The 14,536-nt window shown below is 70.0% G+C and carries 15 protein-coding genes; 1 reads left to right on the forward strand and 14 read right to left on the reverse strand.

Annotated features, from left to right (window positions below):
- The 4 genes from ACWCRB_RS27140 to ACWCRB_RS27155 all read right to left on the reverse strand — a co-directional run.
- Window positions 1-321, reverse strand: a 321-nt coding sequence (locus ACWCRB_RS27140) for an MBL fold metallo-hydrolase (RefSeq protein ID WP_450998531.1), incomplete at its 3' end; no start/stop codon positions are given.
- Between the two features lie 39 nt (window positions 322-360).
- Window positions 361-978: a DsbA family protein gene (locus tag ACWCRB_RS27145; RefSeq protein ID WP_369034790.1), complete on the reverse strand. Its 618-nt coding sequence runs from the start codon at window positions 976-978 to the stop codon at window positions 361-363.
- A 155-nt stretch (window positions 979-1,133) separates the two neighbouring features.
- On the reverse strand, window positions 1,134-1,628 hold the full coding sequence (locus ACWCRB_RS27150; RefSeq protein ID WP_450998532.1) for a MarR family winged helix-turn-helix transcriptional regulator: 495 nt from the start codon (window positions 1,626-1,628) through the stop codon (window positions 1,134-1,136).
- A gap of 552 nt (window positions 1,629-2,180) precedes the next feature.
- A complete protein-coding gene (locus ACWCRB_RS27155) occupies window positions 2,181-4,277 on the reverse strand; it encodes an RICIN domain-containing protein (RefSeq protein ID WP_450998533.1) in 2,097 nt (698 codons plus the stop codon).
- A gap of 308 nt (window positions 4,278-4,585) precedes the next feature.
- On the opposite strand from ACWCRB_RS27155, the gene ACWCRB_RS27160 reads away from it, so the two are divergent.
- A complete protein-coding gene (locus ACWCRB_RS27160) occupies window positions 4,586-5,665 on the forward strand; it encodes a LacI family DNA-binding transcriptional regulator (protein WP_450998534.1) in 1,080 nt (359 codons plus the stop codon).
- Between the two features lie 231 nt (window positions 5,666-5,896).
- On the opposite strand, the gene ACWCRB_RS27165 is transcribed toward ACWCRB_RS27160, so the two are convergent.
- The 10 genes from ACWCRB_RS27165 to ACWCRB_RS27210 form a co-directional block, all read right to left on the reverse strand.
- The gene (locus ACWCRB_RS27165) at window positions 5,897-6,154 is read right to left on the reverse strand and encodes a hypothetical protein (protein ID WP_450998535.1); all 258 of its coding nucleotides are present in this window, start codon (window positions 6,152-6,154) and stop codon (window positions 5,897-5,899) included.
- A gap of 135 nt (window positions 6,155-6,289) precedes the next feature.
- A complete protein-coding gene (gene hydA / locus ACWCRB_RS27170; protein ID WP_450998536.1) occupies window positions 6,290-7,711 on the reverse strand; it encodes a dihydropyrimidinase in 1,422 nt (473 codons plus the stop codon).
- A gap of 26 nt (window positions 7,712-7,737) precedes the next feature.
- Window positions 7,738-8,124, reverse strand: a complete 387-nt coding sequence (locus ACWCRB_RS27175; protein ID WP_450998537.1) for an allophanate hydrolase-related protein — start codon at window positions 8,122-8,124, stop codon at window positions 7,738-7,740.
- Window positions 8,121-9,302: an NAD(P)/FAD-dependent oxidoreductase gene (locus ACWCRB_RS27180; protein ID WP_450998538.1), complete on the reverse strand. Its 1,182-nt coding sequence runs from the start codon at window positions 9,300-9,302 to the stop codon at window positions 8,121-8,123. Before ACWCRB_RS27180 ends, ACWCRB_RS27175 begins: the two co-directional genes overlap by 4 nt.
- Entirely contained in the window at window positions 9,299-10,696 is a 1,398-nt protein-coding gene (locus ACWCRB_RS27185) for an FAD-dependent oxidoreductase (RefSeq protein WP_450998539.1), read from the reverse strand. The genes ACWCRB_RS27180 and ACWCRB_RS27185 overlap by 4 nt, the downstream gene beginning before the upstream one ends.
- The gene (locus ACWCRB_RS27190) at window positions 10,689-10,961 is read right to left on the reverse strand and encodes a (2Fe-2S)-binding protein (RefSeq protein WP_450998540.1); all 273 of its coding nucleotides are present in this window, start codon (window positions 10,959-10,961) and stop codon (window positions 10,689-10,691) included. The genes ACWCRB_RS27185 and ACWCRB_RS27190 overlap by 8 nt, the downstream gene beginning before the upstream one ends.
- Window positions 10,962-11,005: 44 nt before the next feature.
- Window positions 11,006-11,773 (reverse strand): amino acid ABC transporter ATP-binding protein, encoded by a 768-nt coding sequence (locus tag ACWCRB_RS27195; protein WP_450998541.1) that lies wholly within the window; start codon window positions 11,771-11,773, stop codon window positions 11,006-11,008.
- Window positions 11,770-12,489, reverse strand: a complete 720-nt coding sequence (locus ACWCRB_RS27200) for an amino acid ABC transporter permease (RefSeq protein WP_450998542.1) — start codon at window positions 12,487-12,489, stop codon at window positions 11,770-11,772. The genes ACWCRB_RS27195 and ACWCRB_RS27200 overlap by 4 nt, the downstream gene beginning before the upstream one ends.
- Before the next feature lie 33 nt (window positions 12,490-12,522).
- The gene (locus tag ACWCRB_RS27205; RefSeq protein WP_450998543.1) at window positions 12,523-13,395 is read right to left on the reverse strand and encodes an ABC transporter substrate-binding protein; all 873 of its coding nucleotides are present in this window, start codon (window positions 13,393-13,395) and stop codon (window positions 12,523-12,525) included.
- Window positions 13,396-13,402: 7 nt separating this feature from the next.
- A complete protein-coding gene (locus ACWCRB_RS27210; protein ID WP_450998544.1) occupies window positions 13,403-14,371 on the reverse strand; it encodes a dihydrodipicolinate synthase family protein in 969 nt (322 codons plus the stop codon).
- Between the last annotated feature and the right edge of the window lie 165 nt (window positions 14,372-14,536).

The raw sequence follows: 14,536 nt of genomic DNA on the forward strand, positions 1-14,536 counted from the left end.
GGCCCAGGCCTTGAGCTTGCCCTCGTAGGAGTGCTGGATGTGCTCGATGACGAGCGGGGTGGCGACGAACGTCGCGTCGGGGAAGGCGTCGGCGATGACTTCGGCGCCGAAGTAGAAGTCGGGGTCGGCGTGGCTGACGAAGACGGTCGTGAGCGTCTTGCCCGAGTCGAGGATCTCGGCGGCGAGGCGGTGTCCGTCGGCGCGGGTGAAGGCGGCGTCGACCAGGAGGGCCTCGTGCTCGCCGGTGACGAGGGTGGCGGTCTTGTTCTTGACACCGGCGGGGAAGTCCAGGTCGAGGATCTTGAAGGAGAGGGTGCTCATCGATGACTCCTTGCGGGGAGCGGGTGGGGAGCGGGAGGTTCAGTGGGTGGGGAGCGCCGCGAGCCGCTGGTCGATCTCGTCGGCGGTGCCGTGGCCGTGGGCCACGGCAGTGACGGAGTCGCCGTCGACGGCCAGCAGCGTGGGGAAGCCGGTGACGCCCAGCGAGGCGGACCGGTGGAAGTCGGCGCCCGCCGTCACCCGAACCCCGGATCCCTCGAAGGCGGTGACCACAGCGTCGGCATCCAGTCCGGCCTCCTCGGCGACCTTCCGGTAGGTGGCCGCCTCGGACAGGCTCAGGCCGTCGACGTAGAAGGCCCGTTGCAGGGCGATCGCCAGCTCCACCGCGCGGGCCGGTGCGGCCTGGCGCAGAGCGGCGACACCGCGCGCGGCGGCCTCCGAGTCCATCACGAAGGAGCCGTCGGCGATCAGCCGCTCATACGCCTCGCCGAACTCGGCGCCGGTCAGCTCGGCGATCTTGGCGTTCGCGTTCTCGACATGGCCGAACTCGCGGACGGGTACCCGGCGCGACCCGGTGAACAGGCCGCCGGAGACGACCTCGACCGGCAGTTCGGGGTGACGGGAGGCGACCTCGCTCAGTGTTCCGGAGAACCCGTGCGACCAGCCGCAATAGGCGTCGAAGACGTAGACGAGCTTCATCGAGGACCTCGGCAGGGATGCGCGCCCGCCGGTTGCGAGCGATTCACCTGACAGAACAGTAACTGACGCGTCAGATATTTCATCGTTCGTGTGAGGTGGGGCACATGGGCGTGGCTGACAACGTCACTACACCGACGTTGCCGCCGCTCCGCAGGTCAGGGCAGGCGGGGGAGCAGGTCCCGGGCCGTGTGGCTGAGGATACGGAGATCCTCCGAGAACCTCTTCCGGTCCGCTGCGGGCAGGGGGTCCACGAGGTACCGCTTGATGTTCTCCAGATGGGCCCGGGACGCGCGTACGACGGTCTCCTCGCCCAATGTGGTCAGCCGGACCAGTCGCGCGCGCCGGTCGCCTGGATCCGCTGCCCGCTCGACCAGTTCGGCCGCCTCCATCCGGTCCACCAGCCGGGTGGCGCCGCCCGTGGTCAGGACCTGCTCCTGGGCGATGGCCCGCATGGAGAGTCCCGGCTCGCCCGCCCGGCCGAGGATCAGCAGCACCTCGAACATCAGGTGGCTGATGCCGCACTCCACCTCCAGCGCCCGGCCGAGGATGTACTCCAGCCGGTTGGCCGCGCCTTGCAGTCGGCCGAACGCCAGGATCAGCTCGTGGTCCGCGGCCTGTTTCGCCGTCGTGATCTCCGTCTGCTCGCCCACGGTCACGTCGCCCCTCTGATCGTCCCGGTACCACCGTACCGATCATGCCTTGGAGGGTCGGTGCGACCACGGACATGAGGCGCTACGCCCCAGGGTGCAGACCGAGCCGGCCGGGTGTCGGGCCGCCCGTCGGGGGAGTGATGTCGGTGTGGACGGACCAGCCCCGCCGCCGCGACTTTCCTGGCGCGATGGCACTACCGGCAAGCCATCGCCGGAACCGCCTTCCAGTTCCTCGGCGGGTTCGACCGCGGCTCCCTCATCAGGCCGCGGAGGTTTGTCGAATTCCAACGGAACGCGGAACTGGGGAGTTTTCCAGCTGCCCGACCCTCGCCTGCGCGATTTCGGAGGGACACCGCTGCGGGCGCTCGATCCGGACTGGAACATCCAGATGGCCTATCAGTTGTGAGGACGGTATGTCACTCCGCCTCCGATTGCGCAGGGGCAGGGCGAGCGCCACCGTCGAGCCGCCGTTGTCGCCCGACAAAGGAACCGGTGGGCGGACCGGGGATCCGGTCCGCCCACCGGCCGGGAACGAACGGCGGTGTCGGTCCGTCAGTTGAGCGTCCACTTCTGGTTGGTCCCGCCGTTGCACGTCCACAGGTCGATCCTGGTCCCGTTGGCGGTGCCGTTGCTGACGGCGTCGAGGCAGAGCCCGGACTGGTTGTTGGTGATGGTGCCGTTGGAGTTGACGGTCCACTTCTGGTTGGTACCGCCGGTGCAGTCCCAGATGATGACCTTCGTACCGTTGGTGGTGCCGTTGTTGTCGGCGTCGAGGCACTTGTTGCCGTAGACCTCCAGCTCGCCGCGCGAGGTGGCCGTGAAGGTCTGGTTGTGTCCGCCGACGCAGTCCCAGAGAGTGAGCTGGGTGCCGTTGGTGATCGAGTTCTTGGCGAGGTCGAGGCAGCGGTTGGAACCGGTCCCGATGATCTCGTTGCCGTTGGTACCCGCTATGCCCTGGAGGAGGACGGCGTCGAGGTTGGGCGACCAGCCGCCGCTGTTGGAGAACTTCATGGTGTTGGCGCCCTTGGCCATGCCGACCAGCACGGAGACGGTGCCGGGAGTGGTCCAGGAGCCGGTCGGCGGGAACGAGACCACCGTGGGCTGCTGGCCGTTGACCTGCAGCGTCGCCGTACGGGCGGTGCTGTCGCCGTTGACGTAGGCGATCGTCGCGAGCTTCACGCCGGACGTCGAGACGCTGACGCTGTTGAACGTCAGGGTGTTGGCGGAGCCGTTGCCGACATAGCCGACCAGCGAACCGCCCGAGCAGTTCGCGCAGGTGGCGGTGGCGGCCGTACCGGCCAGGGTGTTGGACGAGGACTCCGCCTCGTAGGTGGTGCCGGAGGCCTCGGTGCCGGAGACGGTGAGCAGCACCGCTTCGCCGGCCGGGACGCTGGTGGCGTAACTCGTCGCGGAACTGCCCGCGTTCGTCGCCGTCCATACGTTGCGCACGGAGGCGGAGGCCGTGGTCAGGCCCAGGTCGGCCCAGCGGGCCGTGATGGAGGCGGCGGAGGAGGTGCGGTTGAGCAGCAGCACAGCGCGCTTGCCGGTGCCCGAAAGAACCTTGCTGTAGACCTGCAGGCCCTTGGTGTCCTCGGCGACCTTGACGCCCTGGAGGCCGCGGGCGTCCTGGTCGATGGCGATGACCTCGGAGTTCTTGAGGATCGACGCGGTGGTGGAGCTCATGGTGGTGAGGTTGTTGCCGGCCAGCAGCGGGGCGCCGGAGATCGCCCACAGGCCCATGTGCGTGCGGTTCTGGGCGGCGGAGAAGCCGTTCATGCCGACCATCAGCATGTCGGGGTCGTTGTAGTACCCGGTGTGCTGGGACGACGGGTGCAGCGCCTTGTCGAAGTTGGCCAGCATGTTGGCCGTGGACGGGCTGTTGCCCCAGAAGATGATGTCGGTGCTGGTGCGCCACATCGGGGCCAGCCCCGCGCCCCAGTTCCAGGAGTTGCCGGTGCCCCACTCGCAGAACGACAGGACCAGCTTGCGGCCGGTGATCGCGGTCGCGGCGTCGTTGGCGGCGCTGATCGCCCTGTACGTGGTCTCCTGGTCGAGGCCTTCGGCGTTGCCGCCGCACCAGTCGATCTTGACGAAGTCGTAGCCCCACTCCTGGAACGTCTGCATGTCCTGCTGGTAGTGGCCCTCACTGCCGGTGTCGGGCGCCGCGGGCCTGGTCGTGGGGTAGTAGTAGCCGCAGCCCTGCTTGCCCGCGTCGGTGTAGATGCCCGCCTTCAGGCCCTTGCCGTGGATGTAGTCGGCCATGGCCTTCATGCCGCCGGGGAACAGGCTCTCGTCGGTGACGATCCTGCCGTTGCCGTCACGGGCGCCCTGCCACCAGCCGTCGTCGATGTTGACGTAGTCGTAGCCGGCGGCGGCCATGCCGGACGAGACGAGCGCGTCGGCCTGGGCCTTGATGGTGTTGTGGTCGATGCTGCTGGCGAAGCTGTTCCAGGAGGCCCAGCCCATCGGTGCCGGCGGGACCGCGACCTGGTTGGTGGTCACCGCGACCGGCTCGGTCCGGCCGAGGTCCGCCGACGGTGTCCGGCCACCGCCCATGGCCACAAGCCCGGCGACAGCCAGGCCGAGGACCAGCGCCTGGGCGGCGATCCGTCTTGTCCAGTGGGTCACGGCGGTTCTTCCTGATGGCATGAAGTCGACTCTTTCTCAAGGGCAGCCGTGTGTGTGGCGGGTGCCGCCGTCCTCACGCCCGGTCACGGCGTATGTACGCCGGAAATGTTAACGTTCACATTTTCTGGCTCCGGAGGACACGGCGACAGGCGGTCCGGGGGATACCCATACCCGCTCCTGGCGTTGGGAGTTAACACGTCGGTGACGCAGGAGAAGTGTGAACGGTAACATTTGCTCCTCGCAATACTCCGTGTGGAACTTTCTCTTGGTGTCCCGTTGCGATGTACTCCGGGAGCAAGCGCCAGCACCGACGAGGAGCCGCCCCCACCATGCAGGAAGCGACACCCGAACCCCGCTCCGGCGGCGGGCCCGAGGCTCCGAGGACCGTCAGCATCCGGGACGTCGCCAAGGAGGCGGGCGTTTCCCACCAGACCGTCTCCCGGGTCGTCAACGGCCACCCCAAGGTCAAGGCGTCGACCCGTGCCCGGGTCCTGGACGTCATCGCCGAGCTGGGCTACACGCCGAACCGGATGGCCCGGGCACTGGCCGGCGGTGCGGTGCGCTCGGTGACCGTGCTGACCTCCGACACCTCCTTGTACGGTGCCTCGGCGACCCTGAAGGGCATCGAGGAGGCGGCGAGGGCGGCCGACTTCACGGTCCAGATCAGCGTGCTCGACACCGGCTCGGCCCAGAAGCCCGCGGATGTCGCGGCCCGGGTCAGCAGGCCGGGGGAGGCGGTGCTGGTGATCGCCTTCGACGCACCGGGCGTACGGGCATGGCAGGCACTGCCCGCCGGGTTCCCGGCCGCGGCGGTGGTGGAACGGCCCGAGGACGGCCGCCCCGGCGACCGGCCCCAGCTCTGGCTGGACGACCGGGCGGCCGCCGCTCAGGCCACCCGGTATCTCCTCGGCCTCGGCCACGAGACGGTGCACTACCTGGCGATCCCGTCCTCCACCACCCGCGTCGGCCAGCGCACCGAGGGCTGGCGCGACGCTCTGCGGGCGGCCGGCAAACCCCTCCCGGAACCGCTCGACGCCGGCTGGAGTCCTCGCTCCGGCTACCTCGTCGCCCGCTCGCTGCTGGCCGACCCGTCGGTCACGGCCGTGCTCTGCGGCAACGACGACCTGGCACTCGGCGTACTCCGTGCGGCCAGGGAAGCGGGACGTGACGTGCCGGGTGACCTGAGCGTGGTGGGCTTCGACGACGCCCCCCATTCCGCCTACGCACACCCCGCCCTGACCACCGTCCGCCTCGACTTCGAAGGCCTCGGCCGGGGCTGCTTCGGCCTGCTCCACCGGCTCCTCGAGCCCGATACCGCCCCGGCCCTGCCGCTGTGGGCCGAGCCGGAGCTGATCGTGCGGGAGAGCAGCGGCCCGGCCCCGACACGGCGGGATCGGCCCTCGGGCTGAACTGCTCGGCTTGTCGGCAGGCGTCGGGGAAAGGGCGCTGAGGGATCGCTCGGACCGTCTGCCGCGGACCTGGCGAGGTCGACATCGACCGAGCCTCGGGTCCCGGACGGCGGTCTCGGCGACCGCGCGCACCGAGGAGCAGTGACGGAGGATCGAGAAGCGTCGACCCGCCCCCAACTCGGTGCCCTCAGCAGGCTCTGGACCTGCGGAAACGGTTGGTCGACCCCGGTGTCAGGTCGTCGATGTACGGGACCAGGCAGGAGCGCTTCCGGCCCGGTCGGCTCCCACGCTCACCTGAAGAGAGCGGGAAGGCCGCTGCTCGGCCTCGGACGAGTCGTCGGTCAGCACCCAGATGACGACCATGACGATGAAGCCGACCAGGAGAAGCGCCGGCAGACCCAGGATGAGGGCGACCACCCACCATCTGGTCCGTCCTGGGGGGACCTGGATGTCGTCGTGCTCCGCCTGTCGGTCCTGCGTCGTTCCCATGAGGTCCGTCCTTCGTCCGCTGCTGTCGGCCGAATTGTGTCAGCTCCCGTCCAACCGGGATGCGCCTGTCTTCCCGCACGCCTTTCTCCGTCAACTCCGCTTGCAGCGTGACGTGCGAGCTCGATCTCCGCGGGATCAGCAGACCAAGGAGCGGCTCAGTGGGCCCGAGCGCAGGTGGCGGCCCCGGGGTTCGGGGTTCGTCAGGCGGCCCGCCTCGACGACGGGGCGGCCGGCCACCACGACGGTCTCGGGCCAGCCGGTGACCCGCATGCCTTCGTACGGGGTGTAGTCCGTGGCCATGTGCAGGCCGGTGCTGCGGACGGTCCGGGTGGCGGTGGGGTCCCAGATCGCCAGGTCCGCGTCCGAGCCGGGTGCGATGACTCCCTTGCGGGGGTAGAGGCCGTTGAGCCGGGCCGGGTTGGCGCACATCAACTCGACGAAGCGGCCCGCGGGCAGACCGCCCCTGACCACCAGCTCGCTGAAGATCACCGGCATCCGGGTCTCCACGCCCGGCAGCCCGTTGGGCATCGCCCGTACGTCGTGGCTCACCGACTCCTTCTGGGCCGTGTCGTAGCAGCAGTGGTCGCTGCCGATCGTCGCCACCTGGCCCATCAGCACGCGGGAGCGCAGTCCGGCGACCGTGTCGGCGCCCCGCAACGGCGGGCAGCACACGAAGCGTTCGGGGTGCGGGCCGTCGTACGCCGTGTCGTCCAGGACGAGGTGATGGGCGACGGTCTCGGTGAAGGCGCGCACGCCCCGGCTGCGGGCGCGTGCCACCAGGTCGACCGCCTCGGGTGTCGACTGGTGGACGAAGTACACCGGGGCCGAGACCGACTCCGCGATGGCGAGGATCTCGGCGACCGAGGCGTTCTCGGCCAACTCCGGCCTGGTGTCGGCGTGGTGGCAGGCGCTGATCGCGTCGGCCGCCTCACCGCGTTCCTGCGTGTCGGAGATGATGTGGTCGGCCTCGCAGTGGATGACCACCATGCCGCCGAGATCCCGCAGCGTGGTCATCACGTTGAGGATGGTCTTCTCGTCGGCCATGGTCTCGCCGCGGTAGGTGGTGAACATCTTGACCGTGACGATGCCGTCGGCGGTCAGTGAGCGCAGCTGCTCCGGCACGGTGTCGTCCCACTCGACCACACACGCGTGCAGCGCGCTGTCGCACAACCCCTGTGCCGCCTTGGCGCGTTGGGTGGCGGCGACGTCGGCCGGGTTCTCGCCGGGGCGCGGGATGGCGAAGTCCACGATCGTGGTCGTACCGCCGAAGACGGCCGCCGTGGTCGCCTGCCGGTAGTCGTCGAGGGACGTGAAGTCCCCGGAGGTGAAGCCGACATGGCAGTGCGGGTCGACGCCTCCGGGCAGTACGAGGCGTCCGGTGGCGTCGATCTCGGTGGTGCCTGGCGGCTGCGCGGAGCGGTACGCACCCGGCTCCACCACCCCCAGGACCTTGCCGCCGCCCACCAGGACGTCCGCGGCGCCCTGCCAGTCGGCGTTGACCACGGTGCCGCCTCGCACGACGAGGTCGACGGGTTCGATCGATGAGGGGTGGGACATGGCAGACCTCCAGCGAGGACGAAGTGTCAGAGAGAAGCGAGGTAGGCGTGCCAGCCGCCGTGGGCGGTGATGTCGACGACTCCGGGGGCCGTCAGCGCGGAGGCGCGCATGCGCATCGAGAAGGAACCCGATCCGTCCTCCAGGGTGATGACGCCCAGTTCGAGCTCCGGCGGCTCCTCGGGGAGCAGCTGCTCACGCAGCACCTCGTAACTCACCTCGTACACCTCGCCGTTGATCGCCGCGCCGCCCTCCGTGACCGGGTGCAGGCCGGGGAACTCGTCGCGTACGGAGAAGAAGCGGTACGAGGCCGCCGTGCGGGCGGGGCCGAGGAGGCGGGCCTCGCTCAGCGCGTGGTTGAGCGTGCCTCCGGACATCGCCTGGCCGTTGACGAACATCCTCAGAGTGGTGGTCATGGTGCGGTGGCCTTTCGGGGTGCGGGAATGGTGGCGTGGTGCAGCAGGCGGCCGGGGCCGAGGTCGTCCACCGGGTCGGCCGGGGGCTCCCCGGAGATCTGGCGGGTCAGCGTGTCGCCCCACACCGGGGCGAGGGTGAACGCGTAGGTGCCGCCCGCGACGAAGAACCCGGGGCGGCCCGGGACCTCGCCGATCACCGGCATCTCGTCCGGGGTCGCGGCCAGTGGTCCGGCCCACATGCGCAGCAGCCGCAGGTCGCCGAGGAACGGCAGGATCCGTCCGGCCTGGGCGAGGTTGCCGGCCATGCTGGGCAGGCTGACGGTGCTGCGGCCCGCCATGTCGAGCCTCGCCGCGGGCCAGCCGCCGCCGATCAGCAGGTTGCCGGCGCTGACCTGCTTGACCGACATGCCCTCGCCGATGTGCTGGACCAGGTGGTGCATCACCGGCGGCACCCGCACGGTCACGTGCATCTGGATCGCGACCGGGGACATCCGGATCCCCACCCCCGCGAGTGCGGAGATCTCGGTGATCCACGGTCCGGCCACGTTGACGACGACGGGTGCGGTCCAACTCCGGTCACCCGAGAGCACCTTGTAGTCGTCGCCGACCCGCTGTACGCCGGTCACCGGGGTGAAGGCGTGCAGTCGGGCGCCGAGGCGCCGGGCGGCCGTCAGATAGGCGGGGGTGATCAGGAGCGGGTTGGCGTATCCGTCGAGCGGACACCAACTGGCGGCGCGTACACGGTCGGAGAGAAGTGGCAGCTGCTTGCGGGCCTCGTCGCCGGTCAGTACCTCGGTGGGGATGCCCGCCTTCTGCTCCCACTCGTGCTTCTCTCTCAACTCCTCTTCCTGTACGGCGGTTTCGGCGACCATGAAGCCGCCGCCGCGCCGCAACTCCACGTCCGCGCCGAGCCGTTCCTCGATCTGCGCCCAGTGGTCCGACGCCCTGCGTTGCAGCGGCAGCAGACGGGCGCTGTCGACCGGGACCTCCTGGCCGGGGCGACGGGTGTGGATGGCCTGGATGTGGAGGTTGCCCGCGGTGGTGCCGGAGCCTTCGCGGTTGGGAGCGCCGCGTTCCAACACCACGACGCGGTAACCGCGTTCGGCGAGATGGAAGGCGGCACTGGCCCCGAGAATGCCGGCGCCGATGACGATGACGTCCGGCTGTGTGTCGGTCACCGGTCCGCCACCTCCCGCCCTTCGACTGCCTCGACCGTCGTGGACATCGGTAGCGGTCGCAGCGGCATCCGGGCCGCGAAGCACTCCGGTTCCCGGTCCGGCCCGGCGCCCCGCGCGGCCAGCGCCGCGACGATGTGGCCGCATTCGCGTCCCTGGCATGGGCCCATGCCGGCGCGGGTGGCGGCCTTGGTGCCGTGCAGGTCGTTCCAGCCGGTGGCGGCGGCCTCTCGGATCTCTCCGGCGGTGACGCCCTCGCAGCGGCAGACCTCGGTGGCGTCGGCGATGTCGGCCGTGGCCGGCAGGGGATAGAGGCGGTCGGCCAGTGCCGCGAAACGGTCCCGGGCCCGGGCCCGGCGGCGCAGGCCGGTCACCCGCACGGGCGCGCGCTCGGGTGCCAGGCGGCGCAGGATCGCATGGGCGGCGAGCTGCCCTCGTACACCTGCCGCGTGCACGCCCGCGATACCGGCGCAGTCCCCGGCGACGTACAGCCCGTCCACCGAGGTCGCGCCGTCCGCGTCCACGACCGGGAGCCGCTCCGTGCCCGTCGGGTCCGGCTCGGTACGGCAGCCGAGGAGCCGGGGGAGTTCGGTGCTGGGGCGGAAGCCGAAGCCCACGCACAGCGCGTCGGTCTCCACCCGGCGGACGTCGCCGTCCGCGCCGGCGATGTCCACGGCGGTGACCTGGGTGTCGCCGTACGCCGCCAGTACCCGGGAGCCCTGCTCGACGCGGACGCCGTGGCGGGCGAGGGTCAGCAGATAACGGGCGGCCTCGGCGAGCCGGGCGGGTTGCCGCAGCGCGCCGCCGATCGCCGAAACCCCGGGCCGGTACGGGTGGTTCAGCTCGATCACCGCCTCGATTCCGGCGCCCACCTCCAGCAGGGCGCAGGCGACCGGGAGCAGGAAGGGGCCGGTCCCGGCGAGCACCACCCGTCGGCCCACGGGGACCCGGTCCATGGTGGCCAGATGCAGGGCGAACCCGGGGGTGACCACACCCGGCAGCGTCCATCCCGGGAAGGGCAGGGTGCGTTCGTACGCGCCGGTGGCGACGAGCGTGGCACGGGCGCGTACCTGGCCCAGGGCGCCGGTGTGCACGTCGGAGGTGAACAGGGTGCGGCCGGCGTCCTCGGCGCCCCAGACCAGGGTGCCGGTACGGCAGACGACGCCGGCGGCACTTACCCGGCTGATCAGTTCGGTGCCACGAGGGCGGAAGTCGCCGAAGGCGGCGGTGAGTTGCTCGGCCCGGCGCTTGTAGTACTGGCCGCCGAGGGTGTCGGACTCGTCGAGCAGGACCACGCGCGCCCCGCCCCGGGCGAGGACCAGCGCCGCGTGCAGTCCGGCCGGGCCGCCGCCGACGACCGCCACGTCCGTCTCCGACTCCTCGATGACGTCAGCCATCGGTCGCCGTCCGGATGTCCATGCCGTCGGTGACGTGCGCGGTGCAACTGCGGGAACCCGGACGGCCGTTGATGGTCACCTCGCACTCCATGCAGACCCCCATCCCGCAGAACGGGCCGCGCGGCCGGCCGTTGACCGGGTTGCGGCTCAGGGACCAGACGCCGGCCGTGACCAGGGCGGCGGTCACGGACTGGCCGGCCCAGGCCTCGCTGGGGCTGCCGTCGATGGTGACGGTGGCGGTCTCCGGCAGCGGGCGTGTGCTCATGGTGGTGCTCACAGGGGTCATGGGGGGTGGAGGACATACGAGGGTCACAGGATTCGCTCCAGGAACTGGCGGGTGCGTTCGTGCTCCGGCGCGGAGAAGAACAGGTCCGGGGACTTGTCCTCCACCACCAGGCCGTCGGCGATGAACACCACCCGGTCGGCCGCCGCGCGGGCGAAGCCCATCTCATGGCTGACGACGATCATGGTCATGCCCTCCTCGCGGAGCCGGACCATGACGTCGAGGACCTCCCCGACCATCTCCGGGTCGAGCGCCGAGGTCGGTTCGTCGAAGAGCAGCAGTTCGGGGCGCATCGCCAGGGCGCGTGCGATGGCCACCCGCTGCTGCTGGCCGCCGGAGAGCTGCGAGGGGTAGGAGCCGGTCTTGTCGGCGAGGCCCACCATGGCCAGCAACTCGCCTGCCGCGGCGCGGGCTTCGGTCTTGGAGACCCCGTTCACATGCACCGGACCGGATGCCACGTTGTCCAGTGCGGTCATGTTCGGGAACAGGTTGAACTGCTGGAACACCATGCCGGTACGCCGCCGTTGGACGGCGATCCGGCGCTCCCGCAGGGCGATGTGACGTCCGCCCCGCTCGCCGTAGCCGATGCGTTCGCCGCAGATGCTGACGGTGCCCGAGTCGGGGGTCTCCAGGTGGTTCAGGGTGCGCAGAAAGGTGCTCTTCCCGCCGCCCGACGGGCCCAGGACGAGGACGACCTCGCCCTGCCGGACGGTCAGGTCGATGCCCTTGAGGACCTCGACTCCGCCGTACGACTTGCGGACCTGGCGCGCTTCGACGACCGTCTCGATGTTCATCGGGTCTCCAATTCGAGGACCGCGCTCTTCATCCGGCGGCCACTGGTCGGCCTGTTCTCGTGGCCGCGGCCCACCCGGACCTCCAGCCACCGCTGGACCAGCCCCCACAGGGTGGTCATCGCCAGGTAGTACAGAGCCGCCGCGGTGAGGCCCTCCAGGACACGGAAGTTGGTCTGGACGGCGAACTGGGTGCGGCGGAGCAGCTCTTCGACGGAGATCACCGAGACGAGCGTGGTCGTCTTGAGCAGGCCGTTGAAGCTGTTGCCGAGCGGCGGGACCATCACCCGCAGCGCCTGCGGCATGACCACCACCCGGAACACCTTCCAGGGCGGCATGCCCAGCGCGCGGGCCGCCTCGGACTGACCGCGCGGGACCGAGAGGACCCCGGCGCGGACGATCTCCGAGAGGTACGCCGCCTCGTTGAGGACCAGACCGGTCAGGGCCGCGCTGATCACGCCGAGGCGCAGGCCCACCTGCGGCAACCCGGTGTAGATGATGACCAGTTGGACCAGGAGAGGTGTGCCTCGCATCAGCCACACGTAGAAGCCCGTGACCGCCCGGACCGGTGCGATGCGGGACGCTCTGCCGAGCGCCACGAGCACGGCGAGCGGAAGGGCGAGCACCATGCTGACCGTGGTCAGCCAGATCGTCGTCCAGGCTCCCTGAATGAGCTGGGGATTGCTGAGGAAGGAGAAGAAGGCATCCCAGGACCACATGGCTCTCGCCCTTTCCGTCGTGGGTGGGGGCGGTTACTTGGCGCTGATCTCGCCGGTGGTCACCTTGAGGTCGCCGGTGTAGGCCGTGACGCCGTACTTCTTGAACAGCGTGGCCAGGTAGCCGTTGTCGCGCAGGGTGCCCAGCGCTTCCGCGACCGCGTCGGCGGGCTTCTGCTTGCCGAAGCCGAGGGCGAGCGGGGCGGGGTTCATGCCCTTGACCGCCGTCTCGAAGCGGCCGTCCTTCTGGTAGTAGCTGGTGACCGACTCGACGATGGCCACGCCCTCGACCTGGCCCGCGGACAGTGCCTGGTAGGCGTCGGCGGTGGTCGTGAAGGTGCGGACGGTGATCTCCTTCTTGCCTGCCGCCTTGAGTTCCTTGTTGAGCGCGGTGAGGGTGTCGAACTCGTAGCCCGGGGCCTCCACGGCGATGGTCTTGCCGGACAGGCCGTCCTCGGAGGTGATCTTCTTCGGGTTGCCCTTGGCGACGGAGACGGAGACGCCCTGGATCTCGTACGGGACGAGCTTGATGGTCTTGGCGCGCTCCGGTGTGTAGAACATGCCGGTGTCGATCATGTCCCAGCGTCCGGACTGCACCCCGGGGATCTGCGCGTCGAAGGGGATGTTGACGAACTCCGGGGTGAGACAGAGGAGTTTGGCTATCTCGTTGCCGAGGTCCACCCGCATGCCGACGATCTTGTTGGAGGCGTCCAGGTACTGCATGGGCGGCAGGGTCGCGTTGGTCGAGATCGTCAGCGTGCCCTCCTTGACCAGGTCCGCCTTGCCCACCTTGGGTGTGCAGCCGGTCGGGGCCGCGGCAGCGGACGACGAGGACGAGTCCTCGCTGCCGCAGGCCGCCACGGTCAGAAGCAGGACGGCGGAGGAAGCCGCGATGAGAAGTCTGCGCACGGTCGGTTCACCTTTTTCCGGTACTGGTGGAACAGGGGTGCAGCCCGGCCTCGTCGAGCGCCTCGGACAGGCCGAGCAGCGCGGACGGGTCCTCCAGGGGGAGCAGCGGGGGGCGTACGTGCCCTCCGGGCTGCCCGAGCAGCCGCATGGCGGCTTTGAGCTGCGAGGTGGGTGAGGCGAACCGTGAGCTGTAGTCGTCGTTGACGAGCAGGTTCACAAGCCGTTCGTAGCGTGCGGACCATTCCCGGGCGAGACTCAAGTCGCCTGCCCAGTAGGCCTCGTAGAAGGGGACGGCGAAGGGGGCGCCGAGGCCGCCGCCGTCGATGTTTCCCGCGCCCCCGAACTCGGCCATGACGGCCATGCCCCGGCGGTGGATGAAGCGGCCGAAGACCTGGACCCTCCCGGCCAGGGCGGCGCAGGTGTCCGCGACCTTCAGCTCGTCGCCCGAGCTGTCCTTGACGGCCACCACGGTGTCCAGTTCGGCCAGCCTGGACAGGGTGTCCACCGTGATGTCGACGGCGGTGCCGCGCGGCCAGTTGTAGACCATGAGCGGCAGGTCGACCGCCCCGGCGAGAGTGGCGTAGAAGGCGTGGATCTCGTCCTGGCTCGGATGGACGTAGGGCGGCGGGGTGGTGAGGATGCCGTCCGCGCCGATCGAGCGGGCGTGTGCGCCGTACCGGGCGGACTCGGCCGCGGTGTACGCGCCGCAGCCGATCACCACCGGTAGTTGTCCGGAGAGTTCGGTGACCGCGATCTCGGCGACCCGGCGGCGCTCCTCGGGGGTCTGGGCGAACCACTCGCCGGTCGTGCCGTTCACCAGGACCCCGTGGACGCCGTTCTCGGCGTACAGCCGCAGCAGTTCGCGCCAGGCGTTCTCGTCGAGCGAGCCGTCGGCGGCGAAGGGGGTGGGAGCGGCGGGCCAGTAGCCGCGCCAGAGGACGGCACCCGGAGGGGGCGAGGTGGTCGAAGTGGTCACTGCGTACTCCGTGGGATCGATTGCACAGCACGGTGGCAGCGGATCGAGGGGGAGGTCAATGCCGTTCTGGCTGGAAATTGCTCGTGAAACGCATTGTTTACGCCATCGACTTCACCCGATCTGCCATCATGGCGATCACGGCTCGACCGGTGAGTCGGTTTGTAT

It is taken from the genome of Streptomyces sp. NPDC002156 (assembly GCF_053593675.1).

What these genes read in the sequence shown, in the direction of transcription:
- ACWCRB_RS27145 (WP_369034790.1), bottom strand. Translation starts at nt 978, where the DNA reads ATGAAGCTCGTCTACGTCTTCGACGCCTATTGCGGCTGGTCGCACGGG.
- ACWCRB_RS27155 (WP_450998533.1), bottom strand. Translation starts at nt 4,277, where the DNA reads ATGCCATCAGGAAGAACCGCCGTGACCCACTGGACAAGACGGATCGCC.
- ACWCRB_RS27160 (WP_450998534.1), top strand. Translation starts at nt 4,586, where the DNA reads ATGCAGGAAGCGACACCCGAACCCCGCTCCGGCGGCGGGCCCGAGGCT.
- ACWCRB_RS27165 (WP_450998535.1), bottom strand. Translation starts at nt 6,154, where the DNA reads ATGGGAACGACGCAGGACCGACAGGCGGAGCACGACGACATCCAGGTC.
- hydA (WP_450998536.1), bottom strand. Translation starts at nt 7,711, where the DNA reads ATGTCCCACCCCTCATCGATCGAACCCGTCGACCTCGTCGTGCGAGGC.
- ACWCRB_RS27175 (WP_450998537.1), bottom strand. Translation starts at nt 8,124, where the DNA reads ATGACCACCACTCTGAGGATGTTCGTCAACGGCCAGGCGATGTCCGGA.
- ACWCRB_RS27185 (WP_450998539.1), bottom strand. Translation starts at nt 10,696, where the DNA reads ATGGCTGACGTCATCGAGGAGTCGGAGACGGACGTGGCGGTCGTCGGC.
- ACWCRB_RS27190 (WP_450998540.1), bottom strand. Translation starts at nt 10,961, where the DNA reads ATGAGCACACGCCCGCTGCCGGAGACCGCCACCGTCACCATCGACGGC.
- ACWCRB_RS27195 (WP_450998541.1), bottom strand. Translation starts at nt 11,773, where the DNA reads ATGAACATCGAGACGGTCGTCGAAGCGCGCCAGGTCCGCAAGTCGTAC.
- ACWCRB_RS27200 (WP_450998542.1), bottom strand. Translation starts at nt 12,489, where the DNA reads ATGTGGTCCTGGGATGCCTTCTTCTCCTTCCTCAGCAATCCCCAGCTC.